This window comes from Butyrivibrio sp. AE3004, from assembly GCF_000703165.1.
GTDB lineage: Bacteria > Bacillota > Clostridia > Lachnospirales > Lachnospiraceae > Butyrivibrio.
Genome location: NZ_JNLQ01000002.1, coordinates 1,016,526 through 1,038,850, shown reverse-complemented (window position 1 = coordinate 1,038,850; position 22,325 = coordinate 1,016,526). Strand labels below are relative to the sequence as shown.

16 protein-coding genes and 1 tRNA gene are annotated in these 22,325 nt (G+C 41.8%); 2 read left to right on the top strand and 15 right to left on the bottom strand.

What is annotated here, in order from left to right:
• Positions 1–66: 66 nt before the first annotated feature.
• Positions 67–2,310: a putative bifunctional diguanylate cyclase/phosphodiesterase gene (locus tag BV60_RS0107720; protein WP_029320669.1), complete on the bottom strand. Its 2,244-nt coding sequence runs from the start codon at positions 2,308–2,310 to the stop codon at positions 67–69.
• Between the two features lie 266 nt (positions 2,311–2,576).
• On the opposite strand from BV60_RS0107720, the gene BV60_RS0107715 reads away from it, so the two are divergent.
• Positions 2,577–2,648, top strand: a tRNA-Glu gene (locus BV60_RS0107715).
• A gap of 646 nt (positions 2,649–3,294) precedes the next feature.
• On the opposite strand, the gene BV60_RS0107710 is transcribed toward BV60_RS0107715, so the two are convergent.
• The 10 genes from BV60_RS0107710 to BV60_RS21810 all read right to left on the bottom strand — a co-directional run bounded on the left by BV60_RS0107710 (position 3,295) and on the right by BV60_RS21810 (position 16,760).
• Complete coding sequence (locus tag BV60_RS0107710; RefSeq protein WP_029320668.1) at positions 3,295–7,854, bottom strand: PolC-type DNA polymerase III; 4,560 nt, start codon at positions 7,852–7,854, stop codon at positions 3,295–3,297.
• A gap of 203 nt (positions 7,855–8,057) precedes the next feature.
• Positions 8,058–9,116 carry a flavodoxin-dependent (E)-4-hydroxy-3-methylbut-2-enyl-diphosphate synthase gene (ispG, locus tag BV60_RS0107705; RefSeq protein WP_029320666.1) on the bottom strand — a complete coding sequence of 353 codons (1,059 nt, stop codon included), beginning with the start codon at positions 9,114–9,116 and terminating at the stop codon, positions 8,058–8,060.
• A 140-nt stretch (positions 9,117–9,256) separates the two neighbouring features.
• Entirely contained in the window at positions 9,257–10,294 is a 1,038-nt protein-coding gene (locus BV60_RS0107700; protein WP_242840959.1) for a M50 family metallopeptidase, read from the bottom strand.
• 74 nt (positions 10,295–10,368) lie between these two features.
• Entirely contained in the window at positions 10,369–11,514 is a 1,146-nt protein-coding gene (gene dxr, locus BV60_RS0107695; RefSeq protein WP_029320663.1) for a 1-deoxy-D-xylulose-5-phosphate reductoisomerase, read from the bottom strand.
• Positions 11,515–11,526: 12 nt separating this feature from the next.
• Positions 11,527–12,357 carry a phosphatidate cytidylyltransferase gene (locus tag BV60_RS0107690; protein WP_029320662.1) on the bottom strand — a complete coding sequence of 277 codons (831 nt, stop codon included), beginning with the start codon at positions 12,355–12,357 and terminating at the stop codon, positions 11,527–11,529.
• Positions 12,358–12,387: 30 nt separating this feature from the next.
• Positions 12,388–13,116 (bottom strand): isoprenyl transferase, encoded by a 729-nt coding sequence (locus BV60_RS0107685; RefSeq protein ID WP_029320660.1) that lies wholly within the window; start codon positions 13,114–13,116, stop codon positions 12,388–12,390.
• 288 nt (positions 13,117–13,404) lie between these two features.
• Entirely contained in the window at positions 13,405–13,956 is a 552-nt protein-coding gene (gene frr, locus BV60_RS0107680; protein WP_029320659.1) for a ribosome recycling factor, read from the bottom strand.
• Between the two features lie 23 nt (positions 13,957–13,979).
• Positions 13,980–14,672, bottom strand: a complete 693-nt coding sequence (gene pyrH, locus BV60_RS0107675) for a UMP kinase (RefSeq protein WP_029320658.1) — start codon at positions 14,670–14,672, stop codon at positions 13,980–13,982.
• A complete protein-coding gene (locus BV60_RS23750) occupies positions 14,672–15,691 on the bottom strand; it encodes a polymer-forming cytoskeletal protein (protein WP_029320657.1) in 1,020 nt (339 codons plus the stop codon). Before BV60_RS23750 ends, pyrH begins: the two co-directional genes overlap by 1 nt.
• Before the next feature lie 22 nt (positions 15,692–15,713).
• Positions 15,714–16,760, bottom strand: coding sequence for a polysaccharide deacetylase family protein (locus BV60_RS21810; RefSeq protein WP_197029540.1), 1,047 nt, complete (start codon positions 16,758–16,760; stop codon positions 15,714–15,716).
• 266 nt (positions 16,761–17,026) lie between these two features.
• Here BV60_RS21810 and BV60_RS0107660 point away from each other — a divergent pair, with 266 nt between their 5' ends.
• The gene (locus BV60_RS0107660; protein ID WP_029320654.1) at positions 17,027–17,680 is read left to right on the top strand and encodes a hypothetical protein; all 654 of its coding nucleotides are present in this window, start codon (positions 17,027–17,029) and stop codon (positions 17,678–17,680) included.
• Positions 17,681–17,685: 5 nt separating this feature from the next.
• On the opposite strand, the gene truA is transcribed toward BV60_RS0107660, so the two are convergent.
• From truA to BV60_RS0107640, 4 genes are all read right to left on the bottom strand, one after another.
• On the bottom strand, positions 17,686–18,438 hold the full coding sequence (gene truA / locus BV60_RS0107655) for a tRNA pseudouridine(38-40) synthase TruA (protein ID WP_029320653.1): 753 nt from the start codon (positions 18,436–18,438) through the stop codon (positions 17,686–17,688).
• Between the two features lie 118 nt (positions 18,439–18,556).
• The gene (gene thrH, locus BV60_RS0107650; protein WP_029320652.1) at positions 18,557–19,162 is read right to left on the bottom strand and encodes a bifunctional phosphoserine phosphatase/homoserine phosphotransferase ThrH; all 606 of its coding nucleotides are present in this window, start codon (positions 19,160–19,162) and stop codon (positions 18,557–18,559) included.
• A gap of 76 nt (positions 19,163–19,238) precedes the next feature.
• Positions 19,239–20,978: a sensor domain-containing protein gene (locus BV60_RS0107645; RefSeq protein WP_051656580.1), complete on the bottom strand. Its 1,740-nt coding sequence runs from the start codon at positions 20,976–20,978 to the stop codon at positions 19,239–19,241.
• 86 nt (positions 20,979–21,064) lie between these two features.
• Positions 21,065–22,246: an aldo/keto reductase gene (locus BV60_RS0107640; protein WP_029320649.1), complete on the bottom strand. Its 1,182-nt coding sequence runs from the start codon at positions 22,244–22,246 to the stop codon at positions 21,065–21,067.
• Positions 22,247–22,325: the final 79 nt, after the last annotated feature.

The window sequence follows — 22,325 nt, the reverse complement described above, 5'->3', positions numbered from 1 at the left end:
CTAATTATTGCCCGGGTTCTGTAATTGATTATTCATATTAACCGTTTACTTATATTAATCGATTACTCATTTTAATCGTTCATTCATATTTTCCATGAGCACTTTTTCAAATTCTTCTGCCCGCATAGGTTTCCCCAGTAGATATCCCTGCATCTTGGTGATTCCGAGGTTCTTTAGTATCTCGTACTGTTTTACAGTTTCTATTCCAACAGCTGAAACTGCAATCCCCATGGTTCCGGCAAAATTCAAAATGGACCTTATAAGGATTTCGGTGCTATTGTCCTCTCCCACACCGGCTATAAGATTTCTTGATAGTTCTATAAAATTTATCCCGCAGTCCATAAGATATGAAAGGTTAATGTTTTTTCCGCCAAAATCATTAAGACTAAGCGCAAAGCCGTAATTGTGAAATGCTTCGAGGGTCTCTTTTGCGGAATATGTTGCGCCGACTATGACCTCATTGGAAATATCAAGGACTATTTTACCCATATCAAATTTGTAGTCATCACTTAAGTGTTCAAGGGTCTCTATAAATTCGGCATCAAGAAGCTGCACCGGTGACAGGTTGAGTGTAAATCCTATATTTGTGCCTAATTTCTTGTTCCATTCGGATACGGTAGCCATCGCTGTTTTGGCTGTCCAGATGCTAAGGCTGCTTATAAGGCCGGTTTCCTCTGCAATAGGCACAAACTCCTCGGGAGATATATGCTCCATATCTCCGTCAAGATGAAGAAACACCTCCGCTCCAATTATTTTTCCTGTAGAAATATCAAACTGCGGCTGGAAATGAAGCAGAAAATCCCTGTCAACCCTTGCTGTCTCCAACACTTTCTGTATGGTCTTTTTCTTTAATACCACATTGGTCAGCTTGGAGTCAAAGAACTTGTAACCATCCTTGTTGCCGCTTTTCTTAACTTCGTACATGGCAGCATCCGCATAGTTCATAAGCGCTTCATAGTCCTCGCTGTCATCGGGAAATATGGCTATTCCCAAGCTTGCAGACAGATTAAATATGTATGAGTCAAATATTATCGGTGTGTTAAAAAGATTTCTTAGCTCTTTTGCCGCATCTATAACTTCGTCCTGATTTTTTATGTCAAAAAGACTTATGAGAAATTCGTCTCCGCCAACTCTGAATGCTGAAAAGTTCTCAGGGAGGCTGTTAAGTCTTTTTCCGAACTCGATCAGAACCTTGTCTCCCATCTCATGTCCGTAGGTATCATTTACGGGTTTAAAATGATTGAGATCGGCAATAAAAATGGCATACTTTTTCTCTTTTTCCATTGCGGTCATCCATAGTTCTTTCATGCATTCTTCGGATGACCTTCTGTTTTTCAGCCCTGTCAGTGCATCTGTGGAGGCCATGATCTGAAGGTTATCATTTGCTTTTTCCAGATCCCTGGTCTTTTCCTTAATCCGCTCTTCAAGTATCGCATTCTGCTCGCTCTGCTGATGGATAAGCTCTTCATTAAGATAATTGGAATGCAAAATATAGTTCACGATCAGATAGGAAAGCAAAGTGATTATAATGTATACTCCCAGGGACTCCGGAAGAAATCTGGTCGCTATAAAAAGCAGATCCACCATAATTATTATTATGGTAATTGCAAAGCGCCTGCCTGTTGCTTTTTCGGAATAATCTCCCGATCTGAAGTCAAATTCGTACTTCTTCTTTTGCTGTATGGTTGTTCCGACTGTCATCAGTATCATAAAGAGCACATATAAGAGATTGACAAAATTATTCTCGGCATCAATTCCCAGCGACTGCAAAAAGTCATATTCTATGTCGAGAATGGCATATCCGAAAATGCCGAGGCTTACGAGCATTGTTCCCTTTCGCAAATTTTTGACACCAACAAATGACACAAGCTGCAGGCACATCATTATCGTATAAAAGCTTATAAAAAAGAATACAATCTCAATCTGCGGCGTAAAGTTCCCACTATAGCCCGTAGCAATCTGATGAAATCTGAATATAAGTACGAAGCCGATTATGGCAAAGCATAGTGTGTTTATCATCAGAAATGCCAGGTCATTTCGTCTGCCCAGAAGCTTATGTATCATATAAATACTGATGCTCAGGGCGAATAAAGCATTTGGAAACAGATAAATAAAATCCGTTATATCTGTAAGACTGCCGGGATTATCTACAACGAAATCATTGAAAAAGAACAGAATATCCCCTATAAACCATACAAGAATTCCTGCAGCCAAGGCGAGCACGGGCCATTTGAACTCGTATAGCTTCCTTACCTTTGAAATAATCAAAACTAATACAAGCCCGATTGTTACAGGTGACATCAGGTCCATAAGAAAGTCGCTTCCCCAAAATGTACCGAACAAATACAAGACAAAGGAAGCCGTTATTAGAATTTGAATTGGTTTTTCCAATTTCTTTAGCATAAAATGCACCACTGAAAATACAGAAAAATCGCTTATTTAAGCGGATTACCAACGTCATGAATATTATATCACAAATTTTTTTAAATTTTTTTCAAAAAAGTACTTGCAAAAAAATCTATCTTGTAATAATATAATCAAGTCGCCGGACGAAAGCGATAACAAATAAAAAATATGGCTCGTTGGTCAAGCGGCTAAGACGCTGCCCTCTCACGGCAGAATCAGCGGTTCGATTCCGCTACGAGCTACTGACTGTGTAAACAGCCCAACCCTATGACTCCAGATGCTATCAGCGTTTAGGAGTTTTTATTTTGTCTGGAAATCTTCTATTTTCCCCAGTTAAACCGAAGTTAAACCGAAGGGTTTCAAAAATGTTTATTTTCAGGGGGGATTGTCATAATAGATAAATCATATTTAAAGAAAAATATCCTCTCTTCTATCCGTTCATGCTTCTCAATTCGCAACATCATTTATTATGCTATTACTATTTTAACACAATAAAAATGGTAAAATAATGCTGTCTATACAGGTTGTGGGGCTATTGGACTGGAATAGCTGCCAGTCTTGCGGAGGGGCAGCTATTTTACTCACTTCATCTTAGATATTTTGTAAGTGAGTCCTATGATTGCTACGATCAGCAATCCAAGTTGGATCAAATCTGACCATGATACCATAAGCAGCTCCTTCCGATTTTTCAAAAAGTCGAAGGGCTGCACCACCAAAGATTATTATACAGATATCATCCTAATATAATTGACAGTCTTTGATACAAAATCTGAAAAAGAAACTGCATAGGGTGCGGTACATAAATCCATTTGATGTCAATTAGTAACTGATCATCCTTAGAAAAGTCTCTCCTAAAATCTTTCACTGGAAAACTGAATATATTCTGTATTATCCCTTAATAAAATCAAATATGCTTATCTGGTTTGATTCGGGGATGTCGCCCAGAAGTCCCATTTCTGCCATCTTATCTACCACGGCCTGAGGGCACTTGGTACGCTGCTTGAAGTCGTCCCTTGAAATAAAGGGGCCGTCCTTTGCAGCTTCAACTATCTGGTCGGCAGCTTTTTCGCCAAGTCCGTCAATGCTGACAAGGCTGGGCATGATCTTATCTCCGACTACCTGGAAGGATCTGGATGCAGCCTTGAAGATGTCTATGGGGACTACATCTATTCCACGTTCATACATTTCCTCGGCAAGGCGCATGGCTGCCAGCTCGTTCTGCTCGGCATTTGTCATTTCATCGCCTTTATTTCTGTATTCCGTCATCCACATATGAAGCGTTCCCTCTCCCTGGAACATATGCTCATAGTTAAGAGCCTTTGCCCTTATGGAAAACCATGCAGCGTAAAAAGCCTGAGGCACATAAACCTTAAAATAGGCAATACGCCATGCCATCATAACGTATGCGGCAGCATGAGCCTTAGGGAACATGTACTTGATCTTTTTGCAGGACCAGATATACCAGTCCGGTACGCCTGCCGCTATCATGGCTTCCTCCATCTCGGGTTTAAGTCCTTTTCCCTTACGAACAGATTCCATGGTCTTAAAGGAAAGAGATTTATCCATGCCCTTCTGGATGAGATAAATCATGATATCATCACGGCAGCAGATGCAGGTATCGATTGTTGCTTTTCCTTCCTGAATAAGTGTCTGCGCATTACCCAGCCATACGTCGGTTCCATGTGACAGACCTGAAATTCTGATAAGGTGCGACAGCGACGTTGGCTGCGCATCGATAACCATCTGCATGGCAAAGTCTGTTCCGAACTCCGGAAGTCCCAGGCATCCGAGCTTGGTTCCGCCAATCTGATCAGGTTCAACTCCCAATGATTTTGTGCTCATGAAAAGTTCCATTACGTTATGGTCATCAAGCGGAACCGTCTTGGGATCAAGTCCTGTACAGTCCTGAAGGAATCTTATCATGGTCGGATCATCATGCCCGAGAATATCAAGCTTTAGCAGGTTGTGGTCAATCGAGTGATAATCATAGTGAGTTGTAATGGTGGCTGTAGTCATATCATTTGCCGGGTGCTGAACAGGTGTAAATGAGTTTATGTCCTCTCCCACCGGAAGAACTATAATTCCTCCGGGATGCTGACCGGTACCTCTTCTTATGCCGATACATCCCTGTGTTATTCTGTCTATCTCACATCTTCTTTTCCCGACACCTAGTCCGTCATAATATTTTTTTACAAAACCGTATGCTGTCTTGTCTGCAAGTCCGGCGATTGTTCCTGCTCTGAAGGTCTGTCCGTATCCGAAAATAACCTCTGTATATTTGTGTGCCTTTGACTGATATTCTCCAGAGAAGTTAAGGTCGATATCAGGTTCCTTGTCTCCCTTGAATCCAAGGAAGGTCTCAAAAGGAATGTCAAAGCCGTCCTTATTCATCATATGTCCACACTTGGGGCATCTCTTATCCGGCATATCGCAGCCTGAATTACCGCCATATTTAAGGACATCCTCTGAATCAAAGTCACTGTATTTACATTTCGGGCAAACATAATGCGGTGATAGCGAGTTAACCTCTGTAATACCGGAAGCAAATGCAACGAAGGATGATCCTACGGATCCTCGGGATCCAACCAGATATCCATCCTCTACCGATTTCCACACAAGCTTCTGTGCAATGATGTACATAACCGCGAAACCGTTCTTTATAATTGAGTTCAATTCTCTTTCAAGCCTCTCCTCAACTATTTCAGGAAGCTGTTCACCGTATATCTCGTGTGCCTTGTCATAGCATATTCTGGTAAGAATTCCATCACTGTCTTCAATGACAGGCGGACATTTATCCGGTCTTACAGGTGATATACTGTCACACATTTTCAAAATATTTCTCGTATTCTCGATTACCACCTCACGGGCTTTTGAAGCTCCGAGATAGTCAAATTCCGCAAGCATTTCTGCAGTCGTTCTTACATATAAAGGTGCAGGCTCCTCGTCAGCCATACCTTTTCCTGCCATGATAACGGTTCTGTAAATCTCATCATCGGGATTTAAGAAATGCGCATCACATGTAGCAACAACAGGTTTGTTATACTGTTCTCCCAGTTTAACAATCTTTTTGTTTATCTCTCTGATATCGTCATCGGAATTGATATCCTCATATCTCTCAGACTCAACCATAAAGTGGTTATTGGCAATGGGCTGGATCTCAAGATAGTCATAAAAATTAACTATCTTGGCAATCTCGTCTTCCGCTCTGCCCTCAACAACTGCTCCGTATAATTCTCCCGCACAGCACGCAGAGCCAATTATCAGGCCTTCTCTGTACTTGATAAGCTCGCTCTTTGGTATTCTGGGGAATCTGCTAAAATACTCTACGTGAGACTTGCTGATAAGAGTATAGAGATTCACACGACCTACTGTGTTTTTGGCAAGCAGTATAATATGGTGAGTTCTAAGGTGCTTTACAATCTCAGGATTTGATGCACCAAGGGCATTTACCTTGGTAAGATCATCAGCGCCTTCCTCCTCCATCATGGGTATAAACTTCTGAAAAATCTTGGCAGTACATTCAGCATCATCAACAGCTCTATGATGATGTTCATTAACAACTCCGAGTGTCTTACAGAGAGCATCAAGATTATGCTTCGCCTGTCTTGGGAAAAATGCTCTGGATAATCCCATGGTATCAACAGTTGTGTAGTCAACATCTATGCCAAGCTGCTTGCAGTTTTCATTGATAAAGCTTATATCAAATCCGACATTGTGCCCAACAAGAATCGCGCCCTCACAGAACTCTACAAATTTGGGAACGATTTCATCTCTGGTAGGGCATCCGATTACCATGTCATCGGTAATGCTCGTAAGCTTTGTAATCCTGAAAGGAATGGGTTCCTTTGGATCTATAAATTCCGAAAAGCGGTCAAGGATAACTCCATCCTTCATCTTAACCGCACCAATTTCAATAATCTTATTATTTACAGGAGAAAAACCTGTAGTCTCTATATCGAAAACAACAAATGTAGAGCCGCTTACCTTTTGGCCTTTATTGTTTATTACTATCTCTTTAAGGTCATCAACAAGATATCCCTCAACGCCCTGAATTACCTTAAAGAAATCCTGTCTGTCGGGATTTTTATCACCGGCTTCCTTACGCCTTGATTTTTCATCCTTCCACAAGTCCTCCCAGGCATGGTTGGCATCTGTAAGAGCCTGTACCACTCCGTGATCTGTTATGGCGATACCGGGCATTCCCCACTTGTACGCCTGTTTGACGATATCCTTTACTTCAGATACTCCATCCATATCAGACATCTTGGTATGGCAATGAAGCTCTACTCTCTTTACTTCCTCTTCATCTACACGTTTTGTTGTAAAATCAGGTATCTTACGGATTCCGGCAACGCTTTGTATCGTAACCTCATGGTCAAATTTATCAACCATTGCTATGCCGCGTACCTTAAGAAAAGCACCTTTTTTGATGTCCTGTTCAAGCTCCGGTACATTTTCCTGTTTTGAAAAAACCTTGACAGTTATTGTGTCCGTAAAATCGGTCATGGAAAAAATGAGAATTGCCTTCTCATTTCTGATGTCACGTCTTTCATAACTGATAACCTGACCTCTGACGGTAACTTCACCCATCTCACCGACAATTTCTTCCATGTTGATGGTTTCCTCGTCGAAGTCTCTTCCGTAGATGACGTTGGGATCATCGGACTTTTTGAAGCCGCCTGCTCCGCCTTTTTTGAAAAACTTACCACCCTGGCCAAATTTGCTTCCGCCTCCGAATTTGCTTCCGGAAGGTGCGCCTGCCTGCTTTGCTGCAGGTTTTTCTTCAGCGCTCTTATTCTCTTTTCCGCTTGCAGCGCTTTGTTTGGCAGCTTTTGCCGCTTCCTTCTCCTGATGCTTCTGCTCAGATTTTTCTTCAGCAGCTTCGAGTCTCTGCGCCAGCTTGGAGGTTTCCTTGGAGTAATCAATCTCCTTTTTCCTTGAGGCTGCCTCTTTATATGTGATGCCGAGCTTTACAGCAAAACCGCAGCGTTCGTTTAGTATCTTTTCGATTATACGGCTTATATCCTGTGATTTTTTTTCAGCAATAACAGACTCCTCAAGGATCAGCTCCACTCTGTCTGATTCTGGGAATGAGAAGTCTGCGGATTTTAAAATAGTATATTCAATTGGATCGTAGTTTTTGAATTCCAAAAGAATGCTGTCCTTATACATCTCAAGAAGATTCTGAGGTGTATACTGTGCGGAAAGGAAAAATCTCTCATATATCTTGACCGTCATGTTGGTCCCTTTGAAGAGCTGGTTCTTTATTTCCTTTTCCGCTTTGACAACATCCGCCTTTTCGATAAGACGGTTGCTGGATAAGTAGATGCGTACGAGATCCTTTTTCTCTGTGGTGGAAATCTTTTCAACCTGCACATCTGACAGTTCTTCTTTTGTGTGTTGGTCTAATTTTAAGGTCTGGAAGACCTCAAGAAACGGTTTTCTCATACTTGTATATCTCTTTCTAATTCCCATCTGTCAGTGTCAATGCAGGCTTTTGTCAAAAACATGTCTGTGTAATTTATGCGGAAAACATTTTACCGGCAGTGAAAACATTTTACCGGCAGTAAAAATATTTTACTGACAGTGAAAACATACTACCGGCAGTAAAAACATTTTTCTGACAGATGGGGATTTAATTCTTCAATTATTTAGTCATTCCAGTGAATGAGTTCCTGCCTTAGGGCATCAATGAGCTCTGATTCCGGAACCTTTCTTATAACTTCGCCTTTCTTAATAAGAAGTCCTTCTCCGATTCCGCCGGCAACTCCGATATCGGCTTCTCTTGCTTCACCGGGGCCGTTTACAGCGCATCCCATAACTGCAACTTTGATATCAAGAGGGAATTCCTGAACCATCTTCTCAACATCATTTGCAAGTCCGATCAGATCAATCTTGGTTCTTCCGCAGGTGGGACATGAAACGACCTCTATTCCGCCCTTACGAAGTCCCAGAGTTTTGAGTATCATCTTGGCAGTTCTGATCTCTTCAACAGGGTCTCCTGACAGTGATACTCTTATCGTATCACCGATGCCCTCGTTCAAAATAATGCCAAGGCCGATTGAGGATTTGATGTTTCCTCCATATAAGGTTCCGGCTTCGGTTATTCCTACGTGGAGAGGATAGTTTGTCTTTTCCGCAAGTTTTTTATGGGCATCAACGCAAAGCATTACGTTTGAAGATTTGATACTGATAACAAGATTGTCGTATCCGAAATCTTCAATAATGCGCACTTTATCAAGTGCACTCTCAACAAGTCCTTCTGCCGTTACTCCACCGTATTTCTCAAGAATGTCCTTCTCAAGTGAGCCGCTGTTAACGCCTACTCTGATAGGAATGTTTCTCTCCTTCGCTGTCTTAACAACAGCCTCGATTCTATCCTTAGAGCCTATGTTGCCGGGGTTTATTCTGATCTTATCAGCACCGTTTTCCATGGCAGCGATGGCCATCTTATAATCAAAGTGAATATCAGCAACCAAAGGAATATGAATTCTGCTCTTTATGCTTTTAATGGCGTCAGCGGCTTCCTGATTAGGTACCGTGCATCTTACGATATCGCAGCCGGCTGCCTCAAGAGCAAGGATCTGTGATACGGTTTTTTCTACATCCTCAGTGGGTGTGTTTGTCATTGACTGAATCATGATGGGATTGCCACCACCAATGATTTTGTTTCCTATGTGTACTATTTTTGTGTTATCTCTGTATGCCATAATTGTCTCCTGTTTTGCCCCTCATCCGGCACTTCGTGCCACCTTCCCCCCAAGGGGGGGAAGGCTAAAATTTATAGCATCTCCCAGAGGGGGAAGGCTAAAATTTATAGCATCTCCCAGAGGGGGAAGGCTTTATTTATTTATTTCATGAATTTAGAAATGTCACTTACAACAACAATAAGCATGAATGCCATAAGTACAACCATTCCCACGAGATGGACCATTCCTTCTTTTTCTCGGGGAACGGGTTTGCCTCTAAGTACCTCAATGAACTGGAATACCAGGCGGCCGCCGTCAAGTGCAGGGAATGGAAGCAGGTTCATCACGCCGAGGTTTACAGATAATAATACCATAAGTTCAAGCATTGTAAGAACTACGGAAGATAATCCGTAGGGGCTGACAGCCTCATATGTGTCATCCACAATTTTTACCATTCCTACGGGTCCCGAAACATCGCCAAGTGAGAGCTTTCCTTTTATCAAAAGAGCAAGGCTTCTGTAGGTTGTCTTGAAATGGTAAAGCACTTCATAAAAGGCATAAGGTATAACTTTAATGCCTGTTATCCTCTCATATTTTCCAAGGCGAAGTCCCATGTAGTAGCGGCCTTCTTCCTCATTGTACTTGGGGGTAAGGTCAGTATAGTAAACCTGTCCGTCCCTTTTATAACCGATGTGCATTACGCCGCCCTGACTGAACTGGGAAATTATGATGACTTCATTGGTCTGGTGAATCGGTTCTCCGTCAACAGATACTATCATGTCGCCTTCCTTAAGTCCCGCCTCCACAGCAGCTGATTCGCCCTCAACAAAGTCACTGATCACAGGGAATGACCAGGAGGTATTTGCAACTACAATGACTGCAAGAATCATAGCCGTTATGAAGTTAAAGAAAGGACCACCGAATAATACCGCTATTCTTGCCCATACATTGGCATTCGGAAAAGATCTCTCATCATAGCCATGGTCTTCACCATCTATATCATCTTCTCCTTCAAAGCGGCACGCTCCGCCTATAGGTAGTAATCTTATACTATATAAAGTCTCACCCTTTTGCTTTTTAAAAAGAACGGGCCCCATACCTATAAAGAATTCCAAAACTCTGATATTATTTGCCTTGGCAATCAGAAAATGTCCAAGTTCATGAGTCGTAACAAGGACTCCGAAAATTATAAAAAACAATATTACACTTACAATCATCTATATTCCTTTCAAAGGCAGCACTATTATATGACTTCACTTATGGCTACCCGGTCTTACTTATTTCCAAGATACTCATAAGTATCTGCTTCAACCATCAGTATTTCTTCAAGGTTGGGATTTTCAATCTTTGTATGATGTTCCATAGCACCGGAGATCATATCATAGATATCAAGGAATTTTATCTCCCTGTTAATAAACTTTTTAACAGCCATCTCATTAGCCGCATTGAAAACAGTGGGCATACTGCCGCCTGCTCTAGCAGCGTCATACGCAAGTTTAAGTCCCATAAATGTATCTGTATCGGGCTTCTCAAACGTAATCTGAGACAGCTCAAAGAAATCAAGTCTCTTTTCACTCATGGGCATTCTGTCGGGATAGAACAGAGCGTACTGGATAGGAAGCTTCATATCCGGAACTCCAAGCTGTGCCATAACTGCCCCATCCACAAACTGAACCATGGAATGTATTATACTCTGAGGCTGAACAACTACCTGAATCTGATCAAGAGATACATCAAAAAGCCATCTGGCTTCCATTACTTCAAGTCCCTTGTTGACAAGAGATGCTGAGTCAATGGTAACCTTGGGGCCCATATCCCAGTTAGGATGCTTTAACGCATCATCTACCGTCATCTCCGAAAGCTCCTGTCGTTTCTTTCCCCTGAAGGGACCGCCGGAAGCCGTGAGAAGGATTTTTTCAAGTTTATTTACAGGCTCACCGTTAAGAGACTGGAAAATAGCACTATGTTCACTATCCACGGGCAGGATCTTTACATTCATTTTCTCTGCAAGCGGCATTATAATGTGTCCTGCTGTCACAAGAGTTTCCTTGTTTGCAAGAGCAATATCCTTTCCGCTCTCAATCGCTGCCATGGTAGGTCTTATTCCTATCATTCCCACAACTGCGGTCAAAACCGTATCAGCGTCCGGAACCTGTGATATTTCTACAAGGCCTTCCATTCCTGAAAATATCTGCACGGGCATATCAAAGAGCTTTATTTTAAGCTCCTTAGCCGCATCCTCATCATACATAGCAACATATTTGGGTCTGAATTCCCTTACCTGCTGCTCAACCTTATCTACGCTTCTGTTTGCGGCTATTCCGACCACTTTAAGGTCACTTGGATTAGCTCTGACAACGTCTAAAGTCTGTGTACCTATTGATCCTGTAGAACCAAGTAGAATAATATTTCTTCCCATTCGTCAACCTCATCAAATATTCATAAAAAATCTTGCCAAAAAATAGATAACCGGTGTAATAAAAATAACACTGTCAAATCTATCCATTATTCCGCCGTGTCCGGGGATTAACTTTCCGTAATCTTTGATCTCATGGTCTCTCTTAATTCCTGAAGCAATAAGATCGCCCACCTGAGATAACGCACCTGCAACCAGTGTTATCACTGCAAAAATCAGCATTGCCGAATTTGCGGAAATGTTGCTGTCTGCATATTTAGCATATACATATCCGTATATAACACCTGCCAAAACGCTTCCTGCAATACCTCCTATAGCACCTTCTATAGTCTTTTTGGGAGATAAAACAGGACAAAGCTTATGTTTACCAAAAGCCCTGCCGGTAAAATATGCGCAGGTATCACATATCCATGCGACAAAAGAAACCCAGGCAAGATAAATTCCTGCTGAAGATGACCTTATCAAATATATAAAGGAAAGCATCATAGGTGCATATAAAAACGCAAATACAGCACCGATAAGCTGCCCGGATTTATATACCGGATATTTAAATACAAACGCTACCCCTTCTGCTACGAACAGTCCCATTATAACTGCTAAAAAGTATTGCATGTCACCGCCCGCAAATACTATCAGGCCGTAGTGAATGCACACTGCCAGTAACCCTATTATTTCAAGCAGATTGGTCTTTTCATCGCTATTTCTGACTCCGATTGCCAAAGTAAGCTCGCGATACCCTATAAGCGACACCAAAAGCAAAACTCCCGCTGTAATATATCCTCCGCTTACAAGTGTTAATATAAGCAACACTACAAGTATAGCTCCGCTTATTACTCTAGTCTTCATATTATTCCCTTTCGTTTCGACCGGTTTTATTTATGCCTCTGAGTCATTTTTCAAACCGCCAAATTTACGGTTACGGTTACCATAGGCATCTACAGCCATCTGAAGCTGTTTCTCATCAAAATCAGGCCATGCTATATCCGTATAATAAAATTCGGTGTAAGCACACTGCCATAAAAGGAAATTGCTAAGGCGCTGCTCACCACATGTGCGGATCATAAGATCAGGATCCGGCAGATTTGCAGTGTCCAGATTATTGGATATCATTTCCTCTGAGATATCTTCGGGCTTAAGCTTGCCATCTTCGCATTCAGCAGCAATTTTTCTTACTGCGCGGACTATTTCATCCCTGCTTCCGTAGTTGATGGCGATAGTAAATGTAAGTCCTGTATTACCTGCTGTTGCAGTTTCAAGTTCATTTATAGCATCCTGTATATCCGATGAAAGCTTGCTGCGTTCACCAATAACCTGACAGCGAACATTGTTTTTCATGGATTTTTTGATACTGCTCTTTAAGTATTGTCTAAGGATCATCATAAGAGCAGATACTTCCGTCTCAGGCCTGTTCCAGTTTTCAGTGGAAAAAGCATAAACGGTAAGATACTTAATTCCCATATCCCTTGCTACAACAAGGATGTCCTCTACAGCCTTGGCGCCCTGCTTATGGCCATAGTTTCTGGGGAGGCCTTTAGCTTTGGCCCAGCGTCCGTTTCCGTCAAGAATTATTGCTACGTGTTGCGGTATTTTTTTATTTTCTTCCATGTTAACCCTCATCCTAACCCTCATCCGTCAGCTTCTCTGACACCTGTCTTCGCTCCGCTTCGGTCCGCGCTAAACCAACGTCCCCTAAAAGGGGGAAGGCTTTATTTTGATTGCTTTGTTAACCCTCATCCGTCAGCTTCGCTGACACCTGTCTTCGCTCCGCTTCGGTCCGCGCTAAACCAACGTCCCCCGGACGTTGAGCGCCCCCTAAAAGGGGGAAGGCTTTAAATTTATTGCTTTGCTTATAATGTAAGTAGAGCCTGTGCTATAACCCACAGGCTCTTAAAATTATACTGTCATTATTTCTTTGCTCTTTTCCTCGATTGCATTATCAATCTTTTTAACAAACTGATCTGTTATCTTCTGCAAATCTTCTTCCATCTCAGCAATCTCATCTTCTGAAATATCTGATCCCTTAAGTTTCTTAAAAGAATCATTACCGTCACGGCGGATATTTCTTACAGCAACCTTGGCATCCTCACCCTTTTTCTTGATGTCCTTGGCAAGCTGTTTTCTTCGTTCCTCTGTGAGCTCAGGGAATATAAGTCTTATTACGCTTCCGTCATTACTGGGAGTAATTCCGATATCTGACGCAAGAATAGCTTTCTCAATATCCTTGATAAGGCTCTTGTCCCAAGGTGCTATCTGAATCATACGTGCCTCAGGTATTGAAACATTACCAACCTGCTGAAGAGGTGTGGGTGTTCCGTAATAATCAACTTTAAGTTTATCAAGAACATGCGGATTGGCACGTCCTGCACGAACTGCAGCAAGCTCCGATGCAAGGAAATCAAAAGCTTTGTTCATTTTTTCTTCGTAAGGCTTAACTTTTTCGTTCATACACTCATCCTCCGGATTATAGTTTATGCGGTTACTGTGGTTCCGTTAAACTCGCCACTGGCTGCCTTTATTATACTATTTTCTTCCTGAAGTGCGAATACCCTCATAGGAATATGATTTTCTTTTACCATGATGGATGCCGTCATATCAACAACCTGAAGATTCTGTGCTACCACATCATCTATGCTGATTGTGTCATAACGCTTCGCATCGGGATTGGTAGCTGGATCGCTGTCATATACGCCGTCAATTGCCTTGGCAAGAAGCATTACATCTGCCTCAATCTCTATTGCTCTGAGCGCTGCTCCCGTATCTGTTGAGAAATAAGGATGTCCGGTACCGCCTGCAAAAAATACGACCATACCCTTTTCAAAGTATTTATTAGCTCTGTCCTTGGAAAACAGCTTTGTAAATGAGCCGCATTCAAACGGTGTCAGGATATTGGTGTTCATTCCGACGCTTCTGAAAATCTCGGATACGTAGATGCAGTTCATGATTGTTGCGAGCATACCAATCTGGTCTGCTTTAACACGATCAATATTCTCACTGGTACGGCCTCTCCAGAAGTTGCCGCCACCGATGACAATTCCCACCTGTGTTCCGTTGTCTACAAGTTCTTTTACCTGAAGTGCAACCCCGCGAACAGTTTTCTCATGAAATCCTGTCTTATTAGGGCCTGCGAGCGCTTCTCCGCTTAATTTTAAAAGTATTCTCATTATCTCTGTCCTTTAAGTCCATCAAAGAATGCAGAAGGATTAACCTCAGCATAAGACTGTGAGCAGTTACCTTCTATAACAGCACCGTTGTTGATCTGTACTGACTGTGACTTGATATTACCCATTACGATAGCTGTTGTATCAAGTACTACAGGTCCGGGAACATCAATGTCACCCTTAACAGCACCAGCGATAACAGCGCTTGTAGCAAAAATGTTACCGATTACAACTGTACTCTGTCCGATCTTAACACTTCCGTTACTTCTTACTTCGCCTGTGATTCTTGCAGCCTCTGCATAAATCTCTGCTGCCTTTGAATCACCTTCAATCTCACCTGTAACATTGAGTTTGCCAAGGCATGTAACATTACCTGTAACTCTGCCGATAAGATCAAGAGATCCTGTTGTCTCAAGATTACCGACAATCCTCATACCCTCAGTAATGCTGGCTGTCTCATCTGTAGGTGTCTGTTGCTGAATATCCATTGTATCAAATCCCCCATTATCATATATTGTACTTTTTTCATCATATACAGGAGCTTCTTCAGCCTTCTCCTTTGCAATAGATGCAATTGCACTGAGAGATGCAGCAAGATCGGCAACTGTATCCTCCTCTTCCTCCTCTTCCATAGCGATTGCCTCATATGGCTCATCGTCATCAGGCTCTTCTATAGAAACAGGCTCCTCTTCAGGCTCTTCTACCTTAATCTCCTCCTTAACAGGTTCCTCGGGAATAACAGGCCTTATAACAGGTCTTACTACAGACTCTTCAACTTCTGTCTCTACCTCTGCCTCTGCCTCTTCTTCCTCATCTTCTGCCCCACCTTCGTCGAGCTTAATGTCGTCAAGATGATCAAGCATCTCATTCAGATCCTTCTTTACCTCTGCGTCTGACTTCGGTTTTACCTCAGAATTGTCCTTAGCAGTTTCATTCAGGCTCTGTGCCTCATCACCATCCTCAGGCATAATTGTCTTGGCTGCCTGAGAGAGATCACTTTTCAGCTCTGAAAAAAATCCCATTTTTCTTTCCTCCGTTTCAAAATTACTGAGAATTGCTGATATGTTGAACCGGTAACGTATCCTCCGTTATCGGAACTATCACTGTGTTGTCCATTGCCTGAATCTGTTCAATTATCTCAGGCAGTGCTTCTACTGTTGCAGGCTTATCTGTAGCATCATGCAGCAGTATGATTGCATCATTATGTTTCTGAACACCTGTCATAACATTAGCTATGATTATGTCCTTATCAATTCCGGATCTGTCATCACTGCTCGCCACATTCCAGTCATAGAACTGTATATGAGTAAGCCCCATGTATTTTACAAGCTCAGACATCGGAACCTTACTGACTGTATTCGAGCTACCTCCGGGAAATCTGTAATACTGTGACCATACTCCTGTAGTCTCATATAAGAATGTCTGCAATTTATGCAGGTCCATCGAAAAGCTCTCAAGAGATTCGTAAAGCTCACTATATCTGTGACTGAAGGAATGCATACCGAGAGTATGACCGCTCTGCACTATACGATTGTACAGCTGCGCATATTCTTCGCCTTCCTTACCGGTGACAAAAAATGTAGCCTTAACACCGTACTGATCAAGTATATCAAGTATTGCATTTGTTGAAGTACTGGGTCCGTCATCAAAGGTTATATACACTCTTCTCGTGCCGTCCCATTCATCCTCAGCTGCTAAAGGTGCTGTTGCAAGAGATTCGCCGCCGGATATATCCGCTCCGGTCCCTGCCGATCCCCCACTGACCTCAGAGGTCTCTACCCCTCCGGAGCCATCCTGCTCATTCAGGTCATTGTCAGCATCTGCCTCTCCACTTACATGCTTAGTATCAGCATCCCGGCCCTCGCCGTCGGAAAGCACATTCTCACCAAATTGTTCCTCATACCATGCAAGTTCTGTTTTAGCTTTATCAAGGGTTCTCACCGAACGATTCAGCTGAATTGCAAGGATAACGCATATCATGGTGGGAATAAGGCATGAAGCTGCAATGGTTATCAGAATCAGTCTCCTTAAAAAGCGGATTCTTTTGGAACGATCCACGCCTGATCCATGACCCTCCGTGTTCGCTGCCATATTCATTACCACATTTCCAACTTACTGTTATGTCTTAACGACACCGGCTATTACATAGCCACAAAAGATTATACCATATTATAAGAGGTACAAAAAGAAAAAAATTTAATGCCCGCACTTGTCAAGTTGGAAAATGTACTAAAGATTTAAGATAAATTTTGGAGGCACAAACTGCCCCAGTATATAGTTTTTTTAGATTTAGTTTAGGGGATATTTATTCTCGTTTGGTATCCTATTAACACTAAAACAAATGGAGGCCAAACGGTATGAAGAGACTTTATTCTATTATCATTTCAATCACCGCTGTTATCAGCGTTTTTTCAGGTTCAGCAGTTATTTCCAATGCCGCAAATAACAGTAATGACGCTAATGGTCTGAAAATTAATAATGAATATAAGATTGAAGATGCTGACGGCCTTCACATAAGATATGTAGTTATGGCAACCAATACATCCGGAAAGGATCTGGAGGTTTTTGCGGTTTTTAATGCAAATGCATCAAACGGACAGATTGTTAAGACTGTCTCTGACGATGCCTATGCAGTAAAATCAGGACAGTCCTTTATGCTTTACGGACAGTTCAAAAACAGTGATATCGAAGATGCGACAGATTTTTCTTACGATCTTAAGACCTCCGATACTTCTTTATGCAGATATGATGCGGTAAGTCTCGATGTAGCAAAGGCTGAAGATAATACCTTATCTGTTACGGGGACAAATTATTCAACCGAGGATATCGGATGCATAAATGTAAGAACCGTATTTTTCAAGGATGGCGCACCTGTTGCATTTGATACCGTAAATATCGGTGACAGTGGTTATTTACTTAGAAGCGGCAGCTCAAACACACAGGAGCTTGGAATGCTTCTCGAAGATTATGACAATTACGTTGTTACCTATGTTGCAGCGGATGATATGTAAATTTCTCAATAATCGACCTTCATAAGGCAGAGCCCCTGCGGCGGAGCGGTGGGCCCTGCTTTTTGTCTGTCACAGGCTTCTATTATTGTCTTTATTTCTTCAGGGGCTATGTGTCCGTAGCCCACTTCCAAAAGTGTACCCGTCATAATTCTTACCATGTTCTGTAAGAATCCGTTACCATGAAAATATAAGCGTATCTGAGGTCCACTCTCCTCTATCTTTATGTTGTCCACGCATCTTACCGTGGACTTTTTCATTTTGGTATTCCCGCAAAAGCTTTTAAAATCATGGGTCCCGATTATAAATTCAGCGCCTTTTTTCATCAGTTCAACATCAGGCTTCTCTTCAAGAACCGTTACATATTTACGGTCAAAAACCGGTTTTGAGTTACCGTAATAACATGTATATCTGTATGTTTTACCAATAGCATTGTATCTGCTGTGAAATCTCTCAGCACAGGCCCTTACATCATTGATGCTGATATCTTCAGGCAGATACTGATTCATGTAGCTCTGAATCTCTTCTTCATTAAGAGTTGTATCAAGCATGGCATTGGCGGTCATGGCTCTGGCATGTACGCCCGCATCCGTCCTTCCCGCACCGATAACCTGAACAGATTCACCCTCAGGAAGATTTGTCATTCTGGTAAGGACCGCTTCAAGCTTCCCCTGAATAGTCATATCCTTATTTGGTTGCCTCTCCCACCCGAAAAATCGTGTTCCGTCATAGCTGAGTGTGAATTTGTAATTTCTCTTCATGAATTTATCTCCAATTATTTCATAAGTGTAATGTCCGTTTTTCATAGCAAAAATCGGATGTTACCATCCGATTTTCGTCATGTAAAAAATGTAATGTCTATTTATTTAAGAAGCCGGATTATTTATCAAGCTGTTCTTTGATAGCTGCAAAAAGCTCATCATATGTCTCAAAAGCAGGAAACTGAGGATAATCCTTCTTAATCTGGTCTGTAGTTCTGAATAAGAAACCTGCCTTACTTGCTTCGATCATTCCAAGGTCATTGAAGCTGTCGCCGCTTGCGATAGTCTCAAAGCCTATGCTCTGAAGTGCCTTAACAGTTGTAAGTTTGCCCTTTTCGCAGCGCATCTTAAAGCCTGTGATCTCGCCGTTATCTGCTACCTCAAGGCTGTTACAGAAAATAGTAGGCCAGCCAAGCTTCTTCATAAGAGGTGAAGCAAACTGGGTAAATGTATCACTCAGAATAATTACCTGAGTTACCTCTCTAAGCTTATCCAGGAACTCTCTTGCTCCCGGCAACGGATCGATTTTTTCAATTGTGTCCTGAATCTCTTTAAGTCCAAGACCATGTTCCTTAAGAATATCAATTCTGAATTTCATGAGCTTATCGTAATCAGGCTCATCTCTTGTTGTTCTTTTAAGTTCGGGTATTCCTGATGCCTCAGCAAAAGCAATCCAGATTTCGGGAACCAAAACACCCTCAAGGTCCAAACAGGTAACGTACATTCTTTCATCCTCCTCTACTTACACGTTTACAAATTAGTAGTAGTTTAACATATTTTTTGTAAAATAGAAGAGCTAATCAATACTTTTCCCACGTCATTCTGTTAAAGGACGTATATTTCCTGCTTTCCGCCATAGGCTGCGGTTTTCCGAAGTGATACCCCTGTGCCTTATCGCATCCTATGGTCTTTAGAAATTCGTAGTGTTCCTCTGTCTCAACACCTTCTGTCAGTGTTACATGCCCCATGCTGTGCGCTGCCTGGATAATAAATCCCAGAACTTTTCCGGACCTTGGATTTTTATCGTATCTTCTAAGGAAAGCCAGATCCAGTTTTAATGTGTCGAACTGATAATCCAGAATTGTTGTAAGCGATGAATAACCACTTCCGAAATCATCTATCCACACCTGATATCCGAGACTTCTGAACTGGTCTATAGCATTTTTAATAATTGCATCGCTTTCGGTAAGTGCACTCTCCGTTATTTCAATATCCAGCATATTCACAGGCATATTGACTTTTTTTCTGCAGTTTTCAACCTCATCAATAACGTTACACAAGTTGAAATCAAGTCTGGAGAGGTTTATTGATACCGGAACCAGCATCTCGCCCTCATCTCTTAGCTTAGCGTAATCTTCACAGACTTTTCTGACCATAAACATATCCAGCTTATGTATCTGTCTGTGTTCCTCGAGAATATTTATAAAGCCTGCAGGCGAAATCAACCCCTTCTCCGGATCCTTCCATCTTGCAAGTGCCTCATAACCGCAGATTTCATTGGTTCTGGTTCGTATGATGGGCTGATAAAAAACCTTAATGTCTCCGCGTTCAACAGCATCATCTATATTATCAAGAACAAACTGCTGCATTTGCAGCTTGGAATGAATGTCTTCATTATAAAAAGCATAGGGTATGTCATATCTTGTTTTTATGTTTCTGCAGGCAAGTCTCGCGTGATCGCAGGCAAGTCCTATATCATTGCAGTCGTTTTCTAACTTATAGATACCTGCCTTTATTTCAAGCTTTGCTCCAGGAACAAGCTTGGATACATCGTCATGAATTTTGGAAACGATTGCTTCCACTTCTCTTGAAACGGTGCAAACAACAAAATGGTCCTCCGAAAATCTTGCTACCATTCTCTCCAAAAACGAATGCCACAGGAGTCTTGCAATATCATAGAGAAGCTCATCGCCCTTTTGGAAACCGTATTTTTCATTGAAAAGTTTGAAATGATTTAGATCGAAATAAATGACGGATATACCCTGTCTCCTGAAATTGGTATCCATCATTTTTTCCTGAACAACCTTATAGAAATGTGCCTGATTCCACATGCCGGTTACAGAATCCATCTCCTGATTCATCTCAAGGACCTGAGCTTCGGCATAACTGTTTTTATTGGTGTTATAATACTCATTCTGCTCAATATCTACTATATAAACATAGTAATAGCTGACTCCGTCCTTACCATGCACGAGATGTCCGAAGTCCTCAACATACTTGATATTGCCCTTTTTGGTACGTATGCGGTATCGCACATAATCATGGCGCATAGCCCCAAACACAGTCTGCTTGCTGATAGCCCCCTGAGTCATATCATAATCCTCAGGATACACCATTCCGCAAAAACAATTCCCTGTAAGATTTCTGAATTCTTCCATGGATTCACATTCGTAGAGCTTTATTATGTTTTCATCGGCAAATACAATATCGCCGTTTCCCTCAGCGTAATAAATAAAGAATCCTCCGGGAATTCCTTTTGGTATAAATCCGCTGCCGGTACCGGCGATATAATCTTTGATTTTATCCTGATTACGCGACATAAGTCTCCCCCTCGAGTAATTGCTTATTACTAATTTTAACTTATGTCTTATCTGAAAATTATAAATTTGAAATTAAAATTCAATAATCATTTTCTATAGAGAAATTTTCTTGCAGCACTTTGGAAAACCTTATAGGGCAATGGCCTTAGCGCTTTATCGGCATTTTTCAGTTCCTCTATTATATGGATATGCTGAGGACAATGGCTCTCGCATTTTCCGCAGGCTACGCATTGAGAAGGAAGTCCGGGATTTTTCCTCATACCGACAATCCTCATGTACTCCCATCTTCCGGAGCTCTTGTCATCCATATACATCGCGTTGTAGCATCTGAAGGTGCTGGGTATATCTACGCCTCTGGGACATGGCATACAATAACCGCAGCCGGTGCATCCCACCTTAAGGTGTTCATTAATACTGTCAGTGATATTTTTAATCAGCTCAAAATCTTTGTCGGTGAATTCACCGACTTCAACTTCAGAAGCCACCCTGCAGTTTTCCTCGATCATCTGCACAGAATTCATTCCGGAAAGTACGCAGGTTACCTGAGGCTGATCCCAAAGCCATCTGAAAGCAAGCTCTGGCGCAGTCCTATGCTTTTCATCCGCTGCTATGAGCTTTTTAGCCCTTTCAGGAAGCTGATCAACAAGCTTACCGCCACGCAGAGGTTCCATGATAATTACAGGAACTCCCTTTTCTCCCGCAGCTTCAAGACCTTCTCTTCCAGCCTGGGATACCTCATCAAGATAGTTATACTGTATCTGGCAAAAATCCCAATCATAAGCGTTTAGAATCTCTATAAACATTTTGGAATTTCCATGAAAGGAAAAACCTATATGCTTTATCTCACCGGAAGCCTTTTTTTCCTTTATCCAGTCCTCTATGCCAAGTTTTTTAAGCTTTTCCCATGCCTCTATATCGGAAAGCATGTGCATAAGATAATAATCGATATAATCAGTACGAAGTCTGGAGAGCTGCTCATTAAAATATTTATCTATAGCTGCTCTGTTTGTGATCAGATATTGTGGAAGCTTTGTTGCAATCTGAATCTTTTCCCTGATATGATTTTTTTCAAAAATCTCTCCAATGGCCACTTCACTTCCCGGATAGATATAGGCTGTGTCATAATAATTTACCCCAAGCTCATAAGCTTTCATTATTTCTTTCTCAGCCTTTTCCATGTCAATCCCTGTACCGGACTTAGTGAATCGCATGCAGCCATATCCCAGTATGGAAATATCTCCGCCCTGTCTGTTTTTCCTGTATTTCATACTAATCTCCTCGGTTATTATGACTTAAGGGGCAAAAGAAATTTTGCCCCTTACTAATAATATGAATTGTGGTGGATTC

Coding starts and splice junctions, on each gene's coding strand:
- BV60_RS0107690 (WP_029320662.1), bottom strand. CDS start 12,357: ATGAAGACTAGAGTAATAAGCGGAGCTATACTTGTAGTGTTGCTTATA.
- BV60_RS0107710 (WP_029320668.1), bottom strand. CDS start 7,854: ATGAGAAAACCGTTTCTTGAGGTCTTCCAGACCTTAAAATTAGACCAA.
- pyrH (WP_029320658.1), bottom strand. CDS start 14,672: ATGAGAATACTTTTAAAATTAAGCGGAGAAGCGCTCGCAGGCCCTAAT.
- ispG (WP_029320666.1), bottom strand. CDS start 9,116: ATGGCATACAGAGATAACACAAAAATAGTACACATAGGAAACAAAATC.
- BV60_RS0107685 (WP_029320660.1), bottom strand. CDS start 13,116: ATGGAAGAAAATAAAAAAATACCGCAACACGTAGCAATAATTCTTGAC.
- frr (WP_029320659.1), bottom strand. CDS start 13,956: ATGAACGAAAAAGTTAAGCCTTACGAAGAAAAAATGAACAAAGCTTTT.
- BV60_RS23750 (WP_029320657.1), bottom strand. CDS start 15,691: ATGGGATTTTTTTCAGAGCTGAAAAGTGATCTCTCTCAGGCAGCCAAG.
- thrH (WP_029320652.1), bottom strand. CDS start 19,162: ATGTACGTTACCTGTTTGGACCTTGAGGGTGTTTTGGTTCCCGAAATC.
- BV60_RS0107720 (WP_029320669.1), bottom strand. CDS start 2,310: ATGGACCTGATGTCACCTGTAACAATCGGGCTTGTATTAGTTTTGATT.
- BV60_RS0107660 (WP_029320654.1), top strand. CDS start 17,027: ATGAAGAGACTTTATTCTATTATCATTTCAATCACCGCTGTTATCAGC.
- BV60_RS21810 (WP_197029540.1), bottom strand. CDS start 16,760: ATGGCAGCGAACACGGAGGGTCATGGATCAGGCGTGGATCGTTCCAAA.
- dxr (WP_029320663.1), bottom strand. CDS start 11,514: ATGGGAAGAAATATTATTCTACTTGGTTCTACAGGATCAATAGGTACA.
- truA (WP_029320653.1), bottom strand. CDS start 18,438: ATGAAGAGAAATTACAAATTCACACTCAGCTATGACGGAACACGATTT.
- BV60_RS0107640 (WP_029320649.1), bottom strand. CDS start 22,246: ATGAAATACAGGAAAAACAGACAGGGCGGAGATATTTCCATACTGGGA.
- BV60_RS0107645 (WP_051656580.1), bottom strand. CDS start 20,978: ATGTCGCGTAATCAGGATAAAATCAAAGATTATATCGCCGGTACCGGC.